Annotated in this window: 19 protein-coding genes; 6 read left to right on the top strand and 13 right to left on the bottom strand. The window is 43.9% G+C overall.

What is annotated here, in order from left to right; translation table 11 throughout:
- Positions 1-70: 70 nt before the first annotated feature.
- Together AF333_RS16065 and AF333_RS16060 are read right to left on the bottom strand one after the other, a co-directional pair.
- Entirely contained in the window at positions 71-868 is a 798-nt protein-coding gene (locus tag AF333_RS16065) for a carbon-nitrogen hydrolase family protein (RefSeq protein WP_043063459.1), read from the bottom strand.
- Between the two features lie 5 nt (positions 869-873).
- Positions 874-2,127 (bottom strand): sigma-54 interaction domain-containing protein, encoded by a 1,254-nt coding sequence (locus AF333_RS16060; protein WP_052811674.1) that lies wholly within the window; start codon positions 2,125-2,127, stop codon positions 874-876.
- A 294-nt stretch (positions 2,128-2,421) separates the two neighbouring features.
- On the opposite strand from AF333_RS16060, the gene AF333_RS16055 reads away from it, so the two are divergent.
- On the top strand, positions 2,422-3,807 hold the full coding sequence (locus tag AF333_RS16055; protein WP_043063497.1) for an APC family permease: 1,386 nt from the start codon (positions 2,422-2,424) through the stop codon (positions 3,805-3,807).
- Positions 3,808-3,844: 37 nt separating this feature from the next.
- Positions 3,845-4,708 (top strand): carbon-nitrogen hydrolase, encoded by an 864-nt coding sequence (locus AF333_RS16050; RefSeq protein ID WP_043063460.1) that lies wholly within the window; start codon positions 3,845-3,847, stop codon positions 4,706-4,708.
- Positions 4,709-4,759: 51 nt separating this feature from the next.
- On the opposite strand, the gene AF333_RS16045 is transcribed toward AF333_RS16050, so the two are convergent.
- Positions 4,760-5,443 (bottom strand): Crp/Fnr family transcriptional regulator, encoded by a 684-nt coding sequence (locus AF333_RS16045; protein WP_043063461.1) that lies wholly within the window; start codon positions 5,441-5,443, stop codon positions 4,760-4,762.
- A gap of 373 nt (positions 5,444-5,816) precedes the next feature.
- Here AF333_RS16045 and AF333_RS35455 point away from each other — a divergent pair, with 373 nt between their 5' ends.
- Complete coding sequence (locus AF333_RS35455) at positions 5,817-6,095, top strand: hypothetical protein (RefSeq protein WP_235496509.1); 279 nt, start codon at positions 5,817-5,819, stop codon at positions 6,093-6,095.
- Positions 6,096-6,282: 187 nt separating this feature from the next.
- Here AF333_RS35455 and AF333_RS36850 read toward each other — a convergent pair whose 3' ends face one another.
- A complete protein-coding gene (locus AF333_RS36850) occupies positions 6,283-6,408 on the bottom strand; it encodes a hypothetical protein (RefSeq protein ID WP_268753623.1) in 126 nt (41 codons plus the stop codon).
- A gap of 103 nt (positions 6,409-6,511) precedes the next feature.
- On the opposite strand from AF333_RS36850, the gene AF333_RS16040 reads away from it, so the two are divergent.
- Positions 6,512-7,267, top strand: coding sequence for an SDR family NAD(P)-dependent oxidoreductase (locus AF333_RS16040; RefSeq protein ID WP_043063462.1), 756 nt, complete (start codon positions 6,512-6,514; stop codon positions 7,265-7,267).
- Between the two features lie 97 nt (positions 7,268-7,364).
- On the opposite strand, the gene AF333_RS16035 is transcribed toward AF333_RS16040, so the two are convergent.
- From AF333_RS16035 to AF333_RS16020, 4 genes are all read right to left on the bottom strand, one after another.
- The gene (locus AF333_RS16035; protein ID WP_043063463.1) at positions 7,365-7,583 is read right to left on the bottom strand and encodes a hypothetical protein; all 219 of its coding nucleotides are present in this window, start codon (positions 7,581-7,583) and stop codon (positions 7,365-7,367) included.
- A 185-nt stretch (positions 7,584-7,768) separates the two neighbouring features.
- Positions 7,769-9,136 (bottom strand): MATE family efflux transporter, encoded by a 1,368-nt coding sequence (locus tag AF333_RS16030; RefSeq protein WP_043063464.1) that lies wholly within the window; start codon positions 9,134-9,136, stop codon positions 7,769-7,771.
- 148 nt (positions 9,137-9,284) lie between these two features.
- A complete protein-coding gene (locus AF333_RS16025) occupies positions 9,285-10,652 on the bottom strand; it encodes an MFS transporter (RefSeq protein WP_052520402.1) in 1,368 nt (455 codons plus the stop codon).
- Between the two features lie 149 nt (positions 10,653-10,801).
- Positions 10,802-10,996, bottom strand: a complete 195-nt coding sequence (locus tag AF333_RS16020) for a hypothetical protein (RefSeq protein WP_235496508.1) — start codon at positions 10,994-10,996, stop codon at positions 10,802-10,804.
- A gap of 335 nt (positions 10,997-11,331) precedes the next feature.
- Between AF333_RS16020 and pdxR the strand changes: the two genes are divergently transcribed.
- Complete coding sequence (gene pdxR / locus AF333_RS16015; RefSeq protein WP_043063467.1) at positions 11,332-12,807, top strand: MocR-like pyridoxine biosynthesis transcription factor PdxR; 1,476 nt, start codon at positions 11,332-11,334, stop codon at positions 12,805-12,807.
- 258 nt (positions 12,808-13,065) lie between these two features.
- Here pdxR and pdxT read toward each other — a convergent pair whose 3' ends face one another.
- Complete coding sequence (gene pdxT / locus AF333_RS16010; protein ID WP_043063468.1) at positions 13,066-13,662, bottom strand: pyridoxal 5'-phosphate synthase glutaminase subunit PdxT; 597 nt, start codon at positions 13,660-13,662, stop codon at positions 13,066-13,068.
- A gap of 3 nt (positions 13,663-13,665) precedes the next feature.
- Positions 13,666-14,550, bottom strand: coding sequence for a pyridoxal 5'-phosphate synthase lyase subunit PdxS (gene pdxS, locus AF333_RS16005; RefSeq protein WP_043063469.1), 885 nt, complete (start codon positions 14,548-14,550; stop codon positions 13,666-13,668).
- Between the two features lie 317 nt (positions 14,551-14,867).
- Here pdxS and AF333_RS16000 point away from each other — a divergent pair, with 317 nt between their 5' ends.
- Positions 14,868-15,380 (top strand): acyl-CoA thioesterase, encoded by a 513-nt coding sequence (locus AF333_RS16000; protein WP_043063470.1) that lies wholly within the window; start codon positions 14,868-14,870, stop codon positions 15,378-15,380.
- 68 nt (positions 15,381-15,448) lie between these two features.
- Here the strand turns inward: AF333_RS16000 and AF333_RS15995 are convergent, their stop codons facing one another.
- The 3 genes from AF333_RS15995 to AF333_RS15985 form a co-directional block, all read right to left on the bottom strand.
- Positions 15,449-16,969 (bottom strand): aldehyde dehydrogenase family protein, encoded by a 1,521-nt coding sequence (locus tag AF333_RS15995; RefSeq protein ID WP_043063471.1) that lies wholly within the window; start codon positions 16,967-16,969, stop codon positions 15,449-15,451.
- An 88-nt stretch (positions 16,970-17,057) separates the two neighbouring features.
- Positions 17,058-18,425 carry a putrescine aminotransferase gene (locus tag AF333_RS15990; protein WP_043063472.1) on the bottom strand — a complete coding sequence of 456 codons (1,368 nt, stop codon included), beginning with the start codon at positions 18,423-18,425 and terminating at the stop codon, positions 17,058-17,060.
- A 217-nt stretch (positions 18,426-18,642) separates the two neighbouring features.
- On the bottom strand, positions 18,643-20,445 hold the full coding sequence (locus AF333_RS15985; RefSeq protein ID WP_043063473.1) for a sigma-54-dependent Fis family transcriptional regulator: 1,803 nt from the start codon (positions 20,443-20,445) through the stop codon (positions 18,643-18,645).
- Positions 20,446-20,451 lie beyond the last annotated feature (6 nt).

The following is a 20,451-nucleotide window of genomic DNA, read 5'->3' as shown; positions in this document are numbered from 1 at the left end:
CTTTTCCATAATTTCTCTTTATATTTTATTTTATAGCAGAACATCCATTCGGACAAATATGTATTTACCTTTAAACAAGTCCATGCTTACTATATAACTCGCCTTTTCTATTCTCTAAATACTTCATTAATTGTTCTTCTCTTACTTTATACACGTCTGATAACTGAATGGATGCTATAATTATTTCCTCGTTATTTCCGCCCTTTTCTATAAAGTGCCCCTCTGGAGAAATTACTGCACTTTCTCCAAAAAACAGTGTACTTCCCTCAAGCCCTACTTTATTGGTCGCTGCCATGAACACTTGATTTTCCAGGGCACGCGCTTGTAGAAAAATACCTTGATGCGGCTGATATGGAACGTTATGGGCATTTAAAACCATAATTAATTCTACTCCGTGCATCGCATAAATTCGAGACATTTCAGGAAACTCTACATCGAATGTCATCATGAGAGCAATATTTCCAACTTCCGTATGAAAAACAGGAAATTCCTCTCCAGGTGTGAAAAACTCCTTTTCCTTATCAAACAAATGAATTTTTCGGTATACCCCTTTAATGCTCCCGTCTTTTTCAATAAATACCGCTGAGTTGTAATAGCGGTTTTCATAACGTTCTGCAAAGCCCAGAATCGTGCCCACTCCTGTTTCTTTTACTTTCTCCTGAATGATTCGGATGCTTTCTCCGTCTACCGGTTCAGCCAATGCTTCAATTTCATGTTGAATAAAAAAACCGGTCAAAAACAATTCAGGAAATAACACATAATCCACGTTTTTTTCTTTGCATGTTTGAATCGTTGCTAAGATGCGGTGTACATTTAGATTTTTATTGAATAATACGCCTTTCAGCTGTGCTAGCGCAATCGTCACCATATGGATTACCTTCCTTCTTCGCGAAATTCTTTTAATTTCTTTACAATGGTCGATTGATCGACTTGCAATGCTCTTGCTGCTTTGTACGTACTTTTATATAAGTCATACGCTTTTACAATCAATTCTTTTTCCAGCATTTTCTTTGCTTTCTTTAAGGGTATAATGTCACTTTCTTTATCATAACAGGAAGAAGCATTTTCGCTCAAAGAATGAAAAAATGACGGCAGATGTGTAAGCTGAATTTCATTTTCTTCGGTTGTGATAAATAGCCTTTCGATAATATTTTCTAACTCTCTTACGTTCCCTGGCCATTCGTATCTTTTAAACACTTCTTCAACCTCAGGATGAAACGTCTTAAAGATTCCGTATTTATTGATTTTCTGCTTTAAAAAATGGCGTGTCAAATGGGGGATATCGTCGATTCTGTCACATAATGGAGGGATTTCAATCGGAACAACATGAAGCCGATAATATAAATCCTCACGGAATTTCTTCTGCTGCACAAGCTCCAGCAAATTTTGATTCGTAGCTGCAATAACACGGACGTTAACAGGGATAAGCTTGGTTTCTCCAATAGGTCGGATACAATTCTCCTGCAATACCTCCAACAATTTGACCTGTAGATTAAGCGGTAGCTCCCCCACTTCATCTAAGAATACCGTGCCCTCATCTGCGGATTCAAAAATCCCTTTTTTTCCTCCTCTTTGCCCTCCCGTAAAACTTCCGTGTGTATACCCAAACAGTTCGGCTTCCATCAGTGCCTCTGGGATTGCTCCGCAGTTTATAGAGATAAAGTTTCGTTTTGCACGGGTGCTATATTTATGAATGAGCTTGGCAATCATGCTTTTGCCAACACCTGATTTGCCTAGAAGAAGAATGGATGAGTCAACGTACGATATTTTTTTTACAATCTCCATAACCTCTTTCATCTTTGCCGAACGGGCAATGAACGTTTCTACATCCAGTTCTTCTTTTTCTCCTGTATTTTCTACCTGTTTTTTAAGCATGGATAAGGCAATGAATGTTTTTTCGTCCGCCTTAGCAAGAAAAACTTGAATGGGTAAAATTTCAATCTGGAGTATACCATGCTTTTCCAGAGATTCTATCTTCTTTTTTGTCATGCTAGTAATAAATTCAACTTCTTCTCCATTAAAGCAGGAATGCAACAAATCTATTTGAGGATTGCTAAACATGCTGTCACTTTCTTCAGTTACCGTATGAAGTATCCAATTATCTTGTACTTTCAGCTTATGAATCATCTGTAGCCTCCTGTTATTTCTAAACAATGAAAAAAATCATCAGATGATTTTTTTCATTGTTTAACTTTTAAAAGACTTTAAAAGCATATACAAACGAAAATCTTTCATTTTCCTTGCCCTAAACCGATGAATTTTTTCATTACTTTTGTTTATTATAATCGCAAAAGCCCTTATTTTACAGTAAATTTTGATTTGGCATTATTTTTGCTCTTATAGAAATATACAAAGAGAAATACATCAAGAAGTAAAGAGGAGGTTTTACATGAAAGCTAATCAACCATGGTGGGGATTCGTATGAACAACACACAAGCCTCCCATTTTCGTCGGACATTGACACTCATGCCGCTCATAGTGCTCGGCCTTGCCTATATGGCTCCAATGACAGTGTTTAATACGTACGGAGTTGCGGCACAGACGACACATGGAATGGTACCGGCGGCGTACGCTTTCGCGCTGTTAGCTATGCTGTTCACTGCTTATAGTTATGGAAAAATGGTGAAAGCATATCCTGTTTCAGGCTCAGCTTATACGTATACCCAAAAATCGATTAATTCGCATCTCGGCTTTCTCGTCGGGTGGGCTGTATTGCTGGATTATTTGTTTTTGCCCATGATTAATTTCTTGTTGGCCGGTATCTTTTTATCAGCCGCTTTTCCGGCCGTTCCATCATGGGTATGGATTATCGGTTTCATCGCTGTGATTACGGCGATTAATATCATCGGTATTCAAATGACGGCTAAAGTAAACGCGGTACTTGTTTTATTCCAATTTCTCGTTACCATCCTTTTTGTAGTACTTGCTTTGAAAGGGGTTGCTAAAGGGATGGGCATGGGAACATTTTTGTCGGCATTACCTTTTTACAATCCTGAGGTTTCCTACTCTTTTGTGCTGGCCGGCGCTTCGATTCTTTGTCTTTCCTTTTTAGGATTCGATGCCGTAACCACACTTTCAGAAGAAACCATTGCGCCTGAGAAAACCGTTCCGAAAGCTATTTTTCTCGTCGCATTTATCGGCGGATTGCTTTTCATTTTCGTTTCATATATCGCGCACATCGCATATCCGGACTTTGCTTCCTTTAAAGATATCGATTCAGCCTCTTTTGAAATTGCCGCTTATATCGGTGGTCCCGTTTTCGGCTCTATTTTTCTTGCCGGAGTAATTACATCAACGATTGCGTCAGGAATGTCCTCCCATGCTAGTGCAGCCCGCCTGCTGTTTGCTATGGGGCGTGAATCCGTGTTACCAAAAAAATTGTTTGGCTATATTCATCCGAGATATAAAACGCCGAACCGTAATATTCTGCTCATTGGAGCGTTTTCACTCTCGGCCCTGACCGTTGATTTAGTGACAGCAGCATCTTTTATTAACTTTGGCGCGTTGGTAGCATTCGCCTTCGTTAACATCTCGGTTATTTTTCACTACTATATTCGTAACCGACAACGCGGAATAAAAGGAATGCTTCTATATGTATTGTTGCCATTAGCTGGAACGAGCTTTACGATTTGGCTGTGGACAAGCCTTGATAAAAAATCCATCATTTTAGGAAGTATCTGGGTTGGTCTTGGAATTGTGTATCTATTGTTTTTAACAAAAGGATTCACTCAAAAACCACCGAATTTTAATTTTAACGAAGCAGAAGATTCCTTTACGAAAGTCGAAAATCCTGCGGCTTCCTCGTAAATTTATACAACTACTATCATTTAGGAGGAACTATACAATGAACGAAAAGGTTACAATTGGATTAATTCAAGGAAAATGCGGGGAAAACATCCCTGATAATGTACAATATCACATCGAAAAAATTAGAGAAACGGCTGCACAAGGTGCGCAAATCATTTGCCTTCAAGAACTATTTAATGCTCAGTATGTCGCACAAACCGTCTGCGTGAAAGGGTATGAGCAGGCCGAGCCGATAGACAATCCTACACTGCAAACGATGAGCCAACTGGCACAGGAGCTAGAAGTCGTTCTTATCGTACCTTTCTATGAAAAAGCGGGACGCGGATTGTACTTTAATAGTGCTGCCGTATATGATGCAGATGGCTCTTATCTTGGTACAACACGTAAAAACCATATCCCTGATGGACCTCAATATCATGAAAAATATTATTTTACTCCAGGAAACACAGGGTACCCTGTGTATGAAACACGCTATGGAAAAATCGGTATCGGAATCTGCTGGGATGAATGGTTCCCTGAAGTCGCTCGCATTCTGGCTCTTCAAGGAGCGGAGATTTTATTCTATCCATCCGCTATTGGCTCTGAGCCGGATCATCCAGAACTCTCCACCCGATATTCCTGGGAAAAGGCGATTTCTGCCCATGGTATTTCTAATGGCGTGTTCATTGCCGCAGTAAACCGGGTTGGACAGGAAAAGGATATGACATTTTATGGCGGAAGCTTTGTTAGTAACCCACTAGGAAACATTTTGCAATCATTGGATGATGAGGAAGGTATTTTAATTCAGGAAATCGACAAATCAGAAATCGATTTTGCGCGTAACCTGCTCCAATTCATGCGTGACCGCCGTCCAGATACATACGGACTTTTGCTTCAGAAAGAAGCTCTTTCGCAAAAATAAAATATACAAAAAACAAAAAGCCTTCTCCCTATTCGAGAAGGCTTTTTGCATTTAATCGATATTACATATGTTTACCGAGCAATCATCACAATGATTTAGTTCCTTCAAGCGTTTCAGATCATGGATAATGATTTTCTGCTCTTTCAATGATAGAATGTCCTGCGTCCGTAACTCTTGCAATGTACGGTTAATGTTCTCTCGGGTTGAACCGCAGAAGTTGGCGAGCTCACGATTCGAAATCGATAAATCGATTAGGATTCCTTCCTTTGTCTTAATGCCATAGCTGTTGGCCATGCGAATCAACGTAGAATATAGCGCACCCTTCTTCCCGTTGAGCACCAAATCTCGGAACTTTGTCTGTGTGCGTCGGAAATGGTCACTCATCCATTTCATGAATTCAAACGCCACATCCTTATTTTCCAGCAACTTTTTCTCAAACGTTTCCCGGTTTATAACGCCTACCTCACCGTTTTCAAGGCATTTTGCGCTAAAAACGTATTTCGGATGATCGGCAAATAGAATCAACTCTCCGACAATATCGTTCTTCTGGCATATACGTAGCGTTAACTCTTTTCCTTCCGCATCGGTCTTCCCGATCTGAACCCGTCCCGCAAGAATGATATACATGGAATTCGCAAGCTCTCCCTGATGAAACAGATATGTGTCTTTTTTTATCTTTTTCGTTGTAGCACATGTCTGTAATAAAGCTTTCAGCGGGGGTGAAAGGTTTGTCAAAAGGTAAGCACCTCGTTTCGTTGCGGTAGTGCTTCCATTATAATATGAATTCAGAAGGATTTATAGCATTTTACAATTTTTCAGACTGCCAGAAAAATTCCGGTAATCATAATGTCTTCCTTGTTTCATTTACGGGAACCGTGAAACCAGCCTACTCCATATATTCCTCTTTATATTCTTACTATCTCCCTATGAAGTAACTTTAAGTTTCCATTGAATTATCTTCAATTCTAATCACACTTGTTACCTGTGTACAATGCTACATTCTTTAAGTTACATAATACATTTATAGTAAACTTAATTTTATATCGTTTTATTTTACCACACCTGTTGATTATCCATATATCGGAAGAAATAAGATGCACGCGTCGGCGTGTTCCCTCGTCTTTTCCTTGCAAAGAAGGGACACAAACAAGGCCTTTCGTCTCCCTTCCTGAGCGATTGTCCTGGCCAGGCGAAAGAGGACCGCAACTGTCTCCCTCTTCGCGTCGGTCCCGCCTGGTCAGGGCAAAAAGTGGTCCTCTACGCTTCTGTGCGGGAGACGAACCGCCGCCCGTTTGGGGCACGGTGTGGTGGCTATCCACTCTGGATCGTACTGGATAATCAACACCCTTGGTATTTTATCTCAGAAAGACGGTTCTTTAAATTATAGTTCCCAAGCTATTCGTATTTTTTGTAGTTCTCTCAATTCCGCTAGCCGTGCAAACTCTTCCTCCTTCTCTTCCGAATAAGTCGTCATGCTGTCCCTCCTTATCAAGAGTGCTGCACATATCTATCCGTTATATATATCTATATAAATTTGATATTTTGACAGGGTAGCGTGGTTGGAAGTAGGTGATTCAGAAAAAGAAGAGGGTGGATGCGCCCTGCGCTCCAGCAAAAGAAAGGCAAACGTGTCTTTTTCCAACCTCTGATTTTTTCATTCTTTTCTTACCTCTCACCATAAGAATTTTTCGATGTATCAAATCAGATGTATATAATAATTATGCATCTGTTTTGTTATGGTATGATGAAATTGAATTAACATTAAGCATCATCCTGTTATCTACATAAGAAAGGTGTGACACAATGGACTTAGGTTTGCAAAATAAAATTGTTCTTGTGACGGGAGGCTCTAAAGGAATCGGGCGCGCAATTGCTAAAGCATTTCACGATGAAGGAGCAAATGTCGTTGTGACTGCTAGAGGCAAAGAAGAACTAGATGAAGCAGCACATGAAATCGGCGCATTCGCCATTCCCGCGGATTTGACTAAGCCGGACGAGCGTGCGGGTGTGGTACGTCAGGTTGTAGAGAAGTTCGGAACCATTGATATACTCATAAATAACGTGGGTGGCAGCAATGGTGGAGCTATTCTTGATACGGATGTACGCTTGTTCGAAGTCGCAATGGATATGAATTTGTATCCTGCGATTGATCTGAGTAAGCAGGTCGTATCATTAATGAAAGATAAAGGTACGGGTAATATCATAAATATTAGCTCCATTTATGGTCGTGAGGCTGGTGGAAAGCCTACCTATAATGCGGCGAAAGCAGCACTCATCAGCTTTACAAAAGCATTAGCCGACGAGGCGATCCCCTATGGCATTCGGGTCAACGGTGTTGCCCCTGGCTCAATTCTCCATCCAACCGGTAACTGGCAAAAGCGGCTGGAAGAGAATCCCGATAAAATCAAGCAATTTGTAGAAAGCGAAATCCCGGCTGGGCGTTTTGGAACAGTGGAGGAAATAGCAAATGTGGTAGTATTTCTTGCATCCGAAAAAGCGTCCTGGGTTGTCGGCGCCACACTTAATGTGGATGGCGGTCAATCGCGAAGCAATTTCTAGGAATCTGAAAACTTATGGCTAATCAACAGGTGGGATAAAATGTATCCAAAAACGGTCCTTCCTCTTATATAAGAGAAAGGACCGTTTTTATACAGTCTTACTTTAAGATGCGAATGACGTCGCCTTCTTTTAATGTATACGTGCCTTGTGGATATACGACTTCGCCGCTTCCCTGGTAAATTCCCTGCAGCCAACCATGCTCTGGATGCAGAATTTTAATCGCCTTGCCTACAGTTAAGGAGACGACTTCATTGTTTTCTAGATATAATTTCCCGCTGCCGTCTATTACTCGATAATTTCCTTGAATGCTGTCCATACGCATACCCCTCTCCGTGAATTAGATTCTTTATTTATGAAATATATTGGGAAAACGTTGTCGAATTGCATGCTAACAACTGTCAACATAACTCAAGGAAGGCAATCAAATGGAAATTTATGTTCTTAACATGTAAATTATATCGTATGAACACTAAAAAGACAAATTGTAATACGTTTTACCTTCTATGCACAGCTCTGTTCACGAACCTTCTGGAAACGTTTCTGTATCCGGAAAAGCCGCACTGCAAGCCCGATCGCCCCAAATAACAGCCCTGTAATTAGTCCAACCCAATACCCAAACGCGCCCAATTCTGTATAGTTGGCTAACGCATAGCCTATAGGCAATCCAAGAACCCAATAGGAGATAAATGCGATAATAAATACAATATTGACATCCTTATATCCCCGTAACGTGCCTTGAATCGGAGCCGCCACAGCATCAGACAACTGAAAGAAAACAGCGTATATGAGGAATTGCTTCGTAAGATCAAGCACCTCAATATCTGTTGTATACAGCTTTGCTACCTGTTCATTGAAGATAAACAGCAAGACTGCGCAAACAAGCGACATACATATGGCCATGCTAATACCCAAATAGCTGTACTGTCTTGCATCCTTAAAGCGCTGCGCCCCCACTTCAAACCCAACCGCGATAGTAAGTGCCATAGCGATACTCATTGGAACCATATATAGTAAAGAGGCAAAATTCATCGCCGCCTGATGAGCTGCAATGGTCACTGTGCTAAAACCACTCATTAAAAGCGTAACCGCTGCAAAAATGCTAGTCTCAAAAAAAATAGAAAACCCGATCGGCACACCAATTGTAAGCTGCTCTTTCCAGGTTGCAAACGAAATCGGATAAAAGCGTTGAAACACTTTATATCCGGCAAACGGTTGAACACGGTGAATGACATATATGCTGAACAACGCAATGCACCAGTATGTTACAGCAGTCGCATATCCCGCACCAACTCCGCCCAATTGCGGGAATCCAAACTTTCCAAAAATGAGCATATAGTTCAACACTACATTAATTGGCAGCGATGTGAGCGTAATAATCATCGTTATGCGCGTGTAGCCAAGCGCATCGATAAAACAACGTAGCACCATCGATACGAATAGTGGTACGATGCCATAACTAATAGCAATAAGAAAATCGTGGGCAATGTTACGCACAAGCGGCTCTAATTCCATCCTGTCAAGTATTGGCGAAAGTGCAAATGAACCGCCAATAATAACCAATAGCGCCAGAGCCAATCCAAGATACACACCCTGTAATACTGTGAACGGCATCTGCTGCGTTTTTCTCGCGCCTGCGAGCTGCGCAATAATCGGGGTCACAGCCAGCATAATTCCACTAAGGCCAGTATATACAGGCATCCAAAGGCTGGAGCCGATAGCTACACCAGCCAAATCATTCGGGCTCGCGTGTCCAGACATAATCGTATCGAAAAAGTTCATTGCATACATCGCGAGCTGGGTGACAAGCACCGGTAGCAAAATAATCAGCAGCTGACGCATCTTCTCCCGAAAGGAATGTGTTTGCTCCATAATTTCTTCCTCTTCACTTCAGTTTTTTCAATCGATGTTAACAAATAATGATATTCATTATATCATGCAAAACCTGTAAAATCTGTAAATTTTCCATTTTCATTTATCACAAAAAAACGGGCGAAAAACTTCTTTCGCCCATGCATGATTATATGCTTTCATACTGCTGTGCAGGTAGTTGCGCTTCTTTCGATAAACGTATTTGTACCAGCGCAAGTACGACAAGAGCTCCTAGGCAGACGACAGCAAGAATCAAATACGCATTACTGTAGGAATCGAACGCTGTTCCATTCAATAGATTCCAATGACCCGTGTGCATCTCTAAAAATCGGCTCACAAGGGCTGGACCGAATGCGCTCCCCATAAAAGTCGTCAAATTATACAGACCCATGCCGACACCGATTTCTTTCCGTTCAAGCGGACGCGACACAAAACTTGCGAGCGCGGACTGAATGCTGGAGAATCCAAGATATACAACAACTAGCATACATGCAATCCCTACCGGGGATATCCCGATAAACGTAGAAAGCGCGACAAAACCCAAAGCCATACTAAGAGAAGCCCACTTGATAATGACTGCACTACCGTATTTATCGCTCAAGCGTCCGATACGAGAGCCGAGCAGAGCAGCCATCATCGAACCGGGAAACAGTACGAGGCCAATCACACCGGCCTTAAGACCATTCACCTCTTCCAATAACAACGGCAAAATGAAAAAAGATGACATCATCGCAAAGAAAATCATCATGCCAAGCAAAAGCAGCAATCGATATGGACCATTGGCAAGCAGGCTCACCTGGATAAATGGAGCTTGCGTGCGCCGGATATGCATTCCAAACAGCACGAAAAACACAACGGCCAGCCCAGCAATCATCAAATTAGCATTAATACCAAGAAGAAGAGACGCAATTCCTGCACCGAACAGAAGGGCTCCCATCGTATCAAATGATCCTTTTGTCATCTGTTCCACCGGCAAAGCACGATGTAATATAGGAAGCGCCAGCAGGCTCGTTACTGAGAATAAAAACAGAACGCTCCAACCGAACCATTGTGTAATCATACCTCCTAGCATCGGTCCAATACCGGTACCGAATGCTACTGTCGATGCGATATACCCCAGCACATAGCCGCGCCTCTCCGCCGGAAAATACTTAGTAGCTACAATCATACCAAGCGCAGGTATAGCTGCCGCCCCACTGGCTTGAACGATACGCGCCATGATGACAAGCCAGTATGCAGACGCAAAAAAACCGAGCACAGAACCCAGCGAAAAAATCGAAAGGCCAATGGTGACAAGCCTTCTGACAGGAAATAAATCAGCTAATTTACCATATGTAATCGAGCCGATAGCAAACACCATGCCATACCCTACGACTACCCAGCTAACTTGTGAAGGCAGCAGCCCGAAGTCTCGCGCAATTTCCGGAAGAGCCACATTGAACATCGTGCCGTTCATTACCGAAAATAACACTGTATAACATAATGCCAGAAGCAATTGTTTTTGTTTTTTATCCAATCTATCTATCCCCCTTTTTTATGCAGCACGAAAAAAAGAGCATACGAACATGCTCTTTCCTTCGTTTGCTAATTAATTATAACCATTACAATCAAATCACTCAACACTTATTTTATTTCAAGGGTGATAATCGGTAGATGTGATTTTATTTATCTTTTACCGGTGCGGCGTATCGATAACGTACGCTTCGCTGATGCAATTCGCTGTTCTATATTAGCAATGCTCTCATTAAGTGATTGGAGAAACTTCATATCCTCTGCATCCGGCTTAATCTGCAATTCGTCCCGTAATTGAAGCAATTCAAAGCGTTGTTCTTGCAATCGTCTATATTTCTTGATTTCCATTTCAGTTGTCTTTTGTTTTTGCAATATATGTGTAAGATTTGTCATAGTCCCGACTTCCTTTTTTGCACTATAATTTCTCGGATTCATCTCCAAAAAACATACTACCCAAATATTTTATAATTAAATCTTTGCATCATCACCCCCATTTGGTTAACCAGTTTTCAAGGTATGCGGCTTCCTGCACATATATTCAAAATAAATTGGTTTTCTTTCTAATACAGTGTTATTGTGTTATACTTAATTTATTAAAAATTCGTGCGTTTTTATTATAACAGTTGCTCTTTTCATAACACTCGAGGAACGTAACCCACTTTCTATACGAAGGAGAAGGCATGATGCAAATCGAAGTAAATCGTCAGCTCCCGGTACCGCTTGCCCGGCAGATTTATCAGGCTGTTGTGGACCGCATTCAATCGAACTTGCTGGAGGAAGGCACGCGGCTTCCTTCTGTGCGTATCCTATCAAAGCAAATCGGGGTTAGCTTGATGACAGTCGTTCAAGCCTATAATGAACTTGAACAAGATGGATTCATTGAACGGATTCAAGGTAAAGGAACTTTTGTGCAGAAGAACAAGCAAGGCGGAACAACAGATAGGCAAGAATCTCCATATGACTGGCAACTCTCTGTTCCCGATTATCTTCCACGTGCGCAATTTTCGCGTTATTATCAGCTATCCGCCCGATTTGAATTTTTCTCGTCGACAATTGACCCAGGTCTTCTGCCAAACCGATATTTGGAGAAAGAAATTCAACGCATACTCTCCCAGGAACCACGTATTTTATCCACATACGGCGATGTGCAAGGAGACCCTGTACTGCGCACCGAACTCGCGGGTTATCTGCGGGAGAGTAAAATCAGCACGACCTCCGATGAAATTCTTGTTACAAATGGTACGCAGCAAGGCATCGATCTGGTGGCACGGACATTCGTTGGGCCTGGAGACATTGTGTTTACCGAAGCTCCGACATATCCGGCAGCCATCGATGTATTCCGCTGGCGGGGTGCTACGATCCTCCCGGTTCCGGTTGACGAACACGGTATGCGTGTCGATATGCTGGCAGCACTTTGCGAAAAATATAAGCCGAAACTCATCTATACGATGCCTACGTTTCAAAATCCGACAGGCACAGTGATGAGTGCACAGCGGCGACGTCAACTGCTTGATATTGCTTATGAAACGCAATGCCTTGTTCTTGAAGATGATCCGTGGAGCGAGATTCATTTCGGAAAACAACCGCCGCCGTCACTAAAGAGTATGGATTCGCTCGGCCATGTTATTTATTTGAAAGGCCTTAGCAAAATTCTCGCTCCCGGCTGCCGTGTAGGCGTACTGGCCGCTTCAGGAACGGTTTTTCATCGACTGGTTGCTGCAAAAGGCAATACCGACCTTGGCAGTCCAATGTTGACACAGAAAGCCGTCCTTCCCCTGCTGCATTCGGATCGGATGCGCAATCACGTGAAAAAGCTGCGTATCGCTCTGCAGCTCCGCCGTGATCTGATGATCGATCTCCTATCTGTTCATATGCCAAAGGACGTAAACTGGCTGATACCGCAGGGCGGGGTCAATTTGTGGCTTGCATTACCCGTGCAGATCGACACGGAAGACTTCCTTGGCTACGCCAGAAATTATCAGATTACATTTCTTCCGGGTGCTGCATGCTATCCGATCGAATCAAAGCATCATTTTCTAAGGCTGAGCTTCTCGTATTTGAATGAGAAAGAAATTGAAGAAGGAATCAAAGAACTAGGCAAGGCGACCCAATCATTTATTAAAGCGACCGCCGCCTACCGAAAAGCTCCAATTGTATAAATAAGAAAAACTCACGGGTCCCTTCGCTCGTCCTTTGTCCACAAAGAAGCCAAACGGCTGTTTTGTGTCATTTTAGACGGACCGACAAAACATCTGGGTATTTCTTGAAGGAGACAGTTGTCGGTCTTTGCAAGTTTTTCAAATGGCACGGTCAAAAGAAAGTATATAGCACTTTCACACTTTGTAACGGCGCATACTTTCTTATCGATTAAAAAAGGAGAACAGCATATATGCCGTTCTCCTTTCTGTTATTATGTGTTATATCGTACCAACTGCCGTTTGGGAACGGTACTCTTTCACTATTTCCAGAAAATAGGCGTGCATCCGACTATCATCTGTCAATTCAGGATGGAAGGAGGCACACAGCAAATGACCTTGACGTGCTGCTACAATCTCATCTTTGTAACGCGCAAGAATATCCACGTCATCTCCTACTTCTCGAATAAGCGGCGCTCGAATAAACACCGCGCGGAAATCCTCGGCCACGCCTGGGATTGGTAAGTCAAACTCAAAGCTTTCCCGCTGACGACCGAATGCGTTACGGGCTACCTTCATATCCATTAAACCGAGATGCGTCCAATCTTGCCCCTCGATTTCACCTGCTAGAATAATCAGGCCAGCACATGTGCCGAACAAAGGCTTTTTCTGAGCCGAGAACTCTTGTAATGCTACATCGAAGCCATACTTTTTCATCAACTTACCGATGGCAGTACTCTCGCCGCCGGGAAGAACAAGACCATCCAGTTCATCCAACTGCTCGACCCGCTTCACCGCGACCGCATCTGCCCCAGCCTGCTGGAGCAGATGTATATGTTCTGCTACGGCACCTTGCAGTGCCAGTACTCCGATTTTCATGGATTACCAGCCCCGTACAGCCATGCGCTCGTTTTCGAGCAGAGATGTAACATCTATGCCTTTCATTGCACTGCCAAGATTTTTGGACAGGTTACCGATTAGCGCGTAATCTTCATAGTGTGTTGTCGCCTCTACAATCGCGCGGGCAAAGCGTTCTGGGTTGTCGGACTTAAAGATACCTGAGCCTACGAATACGCCGTCTGAGCCAAGGTGCATCATAAGTGCCGCATCTGCTGGTGTCGCTACACCACCTGCAGCAAAGTTAACAACTGGGAGTTTTCCTGTCTCGTGTACTTGCTTTAACAGCTCATACGGAGCACCGATCGCTTTAGCTTCCGCCATTAATTCGTCTGTGGACATACTAGCGATTTTGCGGATTTGGCTTTGCATCATACGTTGGTGACGAACCGCTTCTACGATGTTTCCTGTACCCGGCTCCCCTTTTGTTCGAATCATGGACGCACCTTCGCCGATACGGCGAAGCGCTTCACCGAGGTCACGTGCACCACATACAAACGGCACTGTAAAATCGCCTTTATTAATATGGAATACTTCGTCTGCTGGTGTCAGCACTTCAGATTCATCAATATAATCTACACCAAGAGCTTCCAATACCTTTGCTTCTACGAAGTGACCGATACGTGCTTTTGCCATAACTGGAATAGACACCGCCGCCATTACTTCTTCCACGATAGTCGGGTCAGCCATACGTGCCACGCCACCCGCTGCACGAATGTCAGCCGGTACGCGTTCAAGAGCCATAACAGCTACCGCACCCGCTGCTTCTGCAATGCGTGCTTGCTCCGCATTTACGACGTCCATGATGACGCCACCTTTTTGCATTTCTGCCATTCCACGTTTTACACGCTCAGTTCCTTGTTGTGCCATCTTATAATCCTCCTGCCTTTTCCTCAATTTGTATATTGTCTTTTTACATAAGTGATATAACACTTCACCCACATTCAATGGTTAAGTGTTATGCAATCGTTCGTTACAACGTTGATTTTAGCGTATAAGTGTATATAACAGTCAACTAAAAAATATAACACTTAACTTAAAAAATTAATGCAAAACCGAAAAGTCGCAAAACATAAACTTATCGTATCCCCGTTTTACCGTACGAATCCGGGTAGTATAATAGATGAGAAAACTTTGCCAAGTATGACAAGCATTATTACTTCTTACGAAACAGGAGTGCGATAAATATGGAAAAAAAAGCGGTGAAAGATTCTCGTGTGGTCAAAACAAGCATGGTACTGCCACCAGATACGAATCAACACGGTACAATGTTCGGCGGAAAGCTCATGGCCTATATCGATGATGTAGCCGCGTTATCTGCAACTCGTCATGCACGCGTACCGGTCGTAACAGCGTCTACCGACTCAGTAGATTTTCTTTATCCGATTAATCCGAGTGATTCCGTCTGTGTCGAATCATTCGTTATATCGACAGGAACAAGCTCAATGGAAGTCTTCGTTAAAATTATTTCAGAAGACCTATATACCGGTGAACGTAGAATCGCCGCTACGGCATTTCTGACATTCGTGGCGCTTGACGCAAACAAAAAACCGGTCCCGGTTCCTGGTATCCTTCCGGAAACCGAGGAAGAAAAAAAGCTGCACGAACGCGCGGCACAGCGTTCACAAATGCGGAAAATGCGTCGGGAAGAAAGTCGACGTCTTGCAGAGTTTTTGACCACCAAAAAACCATGGGAATAAAGACAATACCTTACAACCACGGATAACAAAACCCGCACGGTATTTTCTGCGTGCGGGTTTTGTTATGCCTATTTCTTTTGAAACCATCCGCTTGGCTGCACGTTAAGATTTACATTAATCTGCTTCGTCTCCAGGTATTCTTCGAAGCCGTACGTACCCAGCTCCCGTCCGATACCGCTCTGCTTATAGCCGCCCCACGGCGCTTCATTAAACGTCGGATGGTAGGTGTTAATCCAGGTAATCCCCGCTCGAAGCTTCCGAATGACACGTTGAGCTTTTGCACCATCTGAAGTAAATACTGCCCCAGCCAGCCCGTATCTTGTGCCGTTCGCCAAGCGAATCGCTTCTTCTTCCGTTTCAAATGTCTGGATAACAAGCACAGGACCGAAGATTTCTTCTTGTACGATGCGCATATCCGGCTTTGTATCAGTAAAAATGGTTGGTGCGATGAAAAAGCCATGCTCAAGTCCATTTTCTGTCAGACGATATCCTCCGCAGAGTAAAGAAGCTCCTTCTTTCTTACCGATTTCAATGTAACTGAGTACACGATTCATCTGTTCTTCGGAGATAAGCGGACCCATTTCCGTACTTTCATCCATGCCTGGACCAACCGTAATCTGCTGTGCTCGCTCTGCTAATTCAGCGATGAACCGGTCATATATCGTCTTTTCAAGCAACAAACGCGAACCAGCTGAGCATACTTGTCCCTGATTAGAGAAAATGCCAAATAACGCATAGTCGACCGCCGTTTCGAAATCCGCATCCGCAAACACGATATTCGGGGATTTTCCGCCCAGCTCCAGCCCGACTTTTTTCACAGTGTCCGCTGCAGCTTTCATAATGGCGATACCGGTATCCGTTCCGCCGGTAAATGCCACTTTATCCACCAACGGATGGCGCGACATTACCGCTCCAACCGTCTCTCCTGCTCCCAATACCAGATTGGCAACCCCAGCCGGCAATCCCGCTTCGTCTAATAGCTCAAACAGACGGATAAGTGATAGCGGGGTCTGCTCGGCCGGCTTGATGACAAGCGTACAACCGGCAGCCAGTGCTGGAGCAATTTTTTGTGTAGCCATAACAAGCGGATAGTTCCATGGAATAATTTGGCTAACCACACCAATTGGCTCACGGACAACCATCGCCTGCATATCATCCGGCACATCATATGTTTGACCTTTAGGCTTAGTAGCCAGTCCAGCGAAATAGCGGAATTGATTCGCCGCATCTTCTGCGTCATATCGGGACTCACGTAAAGGTTTTCCGTTGTTTAACGTATCAAGCACCGCAAACTGTTCTGCATTCTCTTCAAGCAAATCCGCTACTCGATGCAGCAGTTCCGCTCGCTCGCGCGCATGCCGCTCCGGCCAGCCATCTTCATCAAATGCGCGGCGTGCGGCACGGATTGCCATCTCCGCTTCTTCCGCGCCCCCTTCCGCGACCGTGCCAATACATTCTCCCGTGGCCGGATTTAGCACATCCCTCGTTTTTTTCGACAGACTATCCATCCATTTTCCGTCGATGTACATTCTGCTCAATCGCGTCGTTTGTACTGCTTCAGACGCCTCAGTCACTCGTTTCGTACCCATACGTCTCCTCCTTCTTCTGGTTTAATATACAGGAAAACCTTTGAAAAACCCCGTCCCGGACAAGCCGTTTCGGGGTTTTTCTGTTCCGTTATTTGTTTAATAGACTGACTTTCTCCTTAGCGAGTGCACCAAGATTGCGTTCGATTGCATTCAACACCGTATCAATTTGTTCGTACGAAATAACTGCAGGTGGCTCGATGCGGATAACGGTCGCATTATTGAGCGTACCACCAACTAGGATTTTCTCACCGAACAATTGTTTAGCCAATTCGTAGCCAATCTCGTTAGTGGAGAATTCCATACCAATAAGAAGACCTACACCACGCACCTCTTTCAGCATATCCGGGAATTGACTTTGGATTTCACGGAGACGTTTTAAGATATAGTCCCCTTTCTCAGCAGCCTGGCGTGGAATTTCTTCTTCGATAATCGTTTTAATACCAGCGATAGCAGCAGAGCAGCAGAGCGGGTTTCCACCGAACGTAGAGGAACCGAGCAGGAATGGATTCTCCTCCATCTTGCCCCAATGCTTACGCTTGGCTACCATAGCGGCAATCGGCATAACACCACCGCCGAACGCTTTGCCAAGTGTCATGATATCTGGTACAACATTGAAGTGATCCATGCCGAACATTTTTCCCGTCCGTCCCATACCAGTCTGTACCTCATCGACAATGAGCAAGCACTCATATTTATCACAAATCTCACGCAGACGAGGGAAATAATCTGCCGGCGGTACATTGACCCCGCCTTCGCCCTGGATCGGTTCCACGATAACACCCGCTACCGTCTCACCTACGCTGATTAAGTTATAAATTGCCGCTTCAACTGCATCTGCATCTCCATACTTCACATGCTGGAATCCCGGCACAAGCGGATGGTACGGCTCACGAAAAGCTGCTTTACCCGACGCCGACAGCGATCCGAACGTTTTGCCGTGAAATCCTTTTTCCGTTGAGATGAACCATTTCTTCCCAGTAGACAGTCGAGCCAGCTTTAGTGCCATTTCGTTTGCTTCTGTACCGCAGTTCACCAAGTATGTGTGCTGCAAATCACCCGGCGTAATATAGGCAACCAGTTTGGATAAATATCCGCGCAGTGGATCGACTAACTCTTGGCTGTGTAATGCGTAGCGGTCGATTTGCGATTTTACCGCATTCACGACTTTCGGATGACGGTGTCCGAGCAGATAGACGCCGTAGCCACCGAGGCAATCGATATATTCATCACCTTTCGTATCACGGAATACTGCACCTTCGCCCTCCCATTCTACTACCGAGAAATCAGTAGAGACGGATTTACGGTGCTTCAGAATCGCTTCCGTTACAAAGTTAGTGAAATTGTAGATAGAATCATCAACAATTTTGCGTTGTTCTTCTGGCTGTAGATTTTTCTTTTCAATAAAATTAAGAATTTCCTCTGCCGCTTGTAAAGTCTCTTGATTCGTTTTTCTCATTCTACCACCCTTTTTTTGCAAATTTTTTGACTTACTTGTAAATTAAAGCAATCTTCATGCCAAAAGAAAAAACCGGGAAAGCCCCGGTTCTTTGCTATACTATAAAATGTATGACAACAGACTCTTTCTCAAATATGAGAAATTTCTACTCATTTTTTATATTGCAATATGTGTATCCGCTTTCTTAACAAATCGCTCTCTGCATATTTCTCAAAAATCAGGATGACTTCTCATTTTTAAGAAAAACAGTTTCCTCCAATTTTCGGTATAAGGTAGCAAGACTAATATCTAATTCTTCTGCAATTCTTCGTTTGGCTTGCACTGAGGTTCCGTATTGTTTCAGCATTCCTTCAAGCACAGTTCTCTCAAACTGGGCAATACGCTCTTTCAATGAAAATGAGCGGCATTCGATGGTTTCCGCGGGCAGAACACGCTGAGGTACACTTTCTTTACCGATAACCGGTTGCGTCTCCATATTAACAGCATATTCAACGGCATTTTCTAGCTCGCGAACATTCCCTGGCCAGGGATAATGCTGGAATAATTCCTGCGCCTCTGGCGAATAACCGACAATATTTCGTCCGAGCAAATTGGCATGCTTATGCAGAAAATACTGCATCAATACAGGAATGTCTTCTTTTCGTTCGCGGAGCGGAGGAATATAGAGGGGTATTACATTCAAGCGAAAATACAAATCGGAACGAAACTCGCCATCCTCTACCATCTGCTCTAGATTACGGTTCGTAGCGGCAATCACCCGAATATCGATCGGAGTAGACTTCTCACTCCCTACTCTCTGTACTTGTTTATACTGAAGTACATGTAGCAGCTTGACCTGAAGATGAAGAGGAATATCTCCGATTTCGTCAAGAAAAATAGTGCCGCCGTTGGCTAATTCAAACTTGCCCGCTTTGCCTTCACGATTGGCTCCAGTAAAGGCACCCCTCGTATAGCCAAACAGCTCACTCTCAAGCAACGTTTCAGGTATTGCTCCGCAGTTAACGGTAATGAACGGACCTTCATTACGGGGGCTATGTGAATGAATCGCCATCGCAAATAGGCCTTTTCCTGTGCCGCTTTCCCCTGTTATGAGGATACTCGAATGGCTCTGTGCGACCTGTGCTGCCTGTCGTTTGATTACTTGGATTACATCGCTTTCCCCCTTAATTCCTGCAAAAGAGGAAGCGGCGTCTCCGCCCGTCAGTGAATATGCGAGGCGGCGAGCGTCGGACATCCGCCGAAACGAAGCCACAACAGACATTAAACGGCCATTCAGTGTAACGGGTGTAGCATTCACAATAAAATGCATATGCGAAGAAGACGATGAATACATCTCTTCCTTTTCCTGATAGCCCTGCCCCGTCGTCAATACTTCGAGCATCGGAGATCCGGGCCATACAGAGTCCAGCGGTTGACCAATGAGTTGTTTTTTGTCGCGGTTAATCAAGCGCTCAGCTGTACGATTGCAATGGGTGATACGCCCGGCAGGATCGATAGATAAAATGCCTTCATGTACTGATTCAATAAGCGTTTCCAGATTTTGAGTCGCAAGTTCAAGCTGATGAATAGCCTGCATCTCAGAGATTTTACTTTCAATAAGTTCAGCCATTCGAAACAAAAAGGTAAGCATATTTTCTTGATTGGACATCAGTTGATGACGTTGTTCCGGGGTAAATGCGATTAATCCGATGACACCGATAGCCTGTCCCTGTTGGCGGATCGGACAACAGATTTCCGCAAACTCTTCTGTATTTCCATTCTGCACGGAAGGGTCATATTTTGGATCCTGCCGCGCATTCTCCACTACATACCAGCGATTATGCATAAGCACGCGCCCGTACAAATATCCTTCCTCCCGTATGCCCCCTTCTTCTTTCTGATTAATTTTCTCACGGTATTTCCCTGTCCCGGCTACGACTGTCATTTCTTCATCTACAATTTCTGTCTCCACTTTCAGCGCTGCAGAAATCGCGTCGGCAACCAGTTGTACCATTGGTTGAATGCCCAATAATCGAGTCAAACTACC

The organism is Aneurinibacillus migulanus (assembly GCF_001274715.1).
Classification (GTDB): domain Bacteria; phylum Bacillota; class Bacilli; order Aneurinibacillales; family Aneurinibacillaceae; genus Aneurinibacillus; species Aneurinibacillus migulanus.
This window is presented reverse-complemented; position numbering and strand designations above follow the sequence as displayed.

Excerpts from the sequence above, each read along its gene's own strand:
- AF333_RS16065 (WP_043063459.1), bottom strand. The coding sequence starts at position 868 with ATGGTGACGATTGCGCTAGCACAGCTGAAAGGCGTATTATTCAATAAA.
- AF333_RS16060 (WP_052811674.1), bottom strand. The coding sequence starts at position 2,127 with ATGATTCATAAGCTGAAAGTACAAGATAATTGGATACTTCATACGGTA.
- AF333_RS16055 (WP_043063497.1), top strand. The coding sequence starts at position 2,422 with ATGAACAACACACAAGCCTCCCATTTTCGTCGGACATTGACACTCATG.
- AF333_RS16050 (WP_043063460.1), top strand. The coding sequence starts at position 3,845 with ATGAACGAAAAGGTTACAATTGGATTAATTCAAGGAAAATGCGGGGAA.
- AF333_RS16040 (WP_043063462.1), top strand. The coding sequence starts at position 6,512 with ATGGACTTAGGTTTGCAAAATAAAATTGTTCTTGTGACGGGAGGCTCT.
- AF333_RS16035 (WP_043063463.1), bottom strand. The coding sequence starts at position 7,583 with ATGGACAGCATTCAAGGAAATTATCGAGTAATAGACGGCAGCGGGAAA.
- AF333_RS16030 (WP_043063464.1), bottom strand. The coding sequence starts at position 9,136 with ATGGAGCAAACACATTCCTTTCGGGAGAAGATGCGTCAGCTGCTGATT.
- AF333_RS16020 (WP_235496508.1), bottom strand. The coding sequence starts at position 10,996 with ATGGAAATCAAGAAATATAGACGATTGCAAGAACAACGCTTTGAATTG.
- pdxR (WP_043063467.1), top strand. The coding sequence starts at position 11,332 with ATGCAAATCGAAGTAAATCGTCAGCTCCCGGTACCGCTTGCCCGGCAG.
- pdxT (WP_043063468.1), bottom strand. The coding sequence starts at position 13,662 with ATGAAAATCGGAGTACTGGCACTGCAAGGTGCCGTAGCAGAACATATA.
- pdxS (WP_043063469.1), bottom strand. The coding sequence starts at position 14,550 with ATGGCACAACAAGGAACTGAGCGTGTAAAACGTGGAATGGCAGAAATG.
- AF333_RS16000 (WP_043063470.1), top strand. The coding sequence starts at position 14,868 with ATGGAAAAAAAAGCGGTGAAAGATTCTCGTGTGGTCAAAACAAGCATG.
- AF333_RS15995 (WP_043063471.1), bottom strand. The coding sequence starts at position 16,969 with ATGGGTACGAAACGAGTGACTGAGGCGTCTGAAGCAGTACAAACGACG.
- AF333_RS15990 (WP_043063472.1), bottom strand. The coding sequence starts at position 18,425 with ATGAGAAAAACGAATCAAGAGACTTTACAAGCGGCAGAGGAAATTCTT.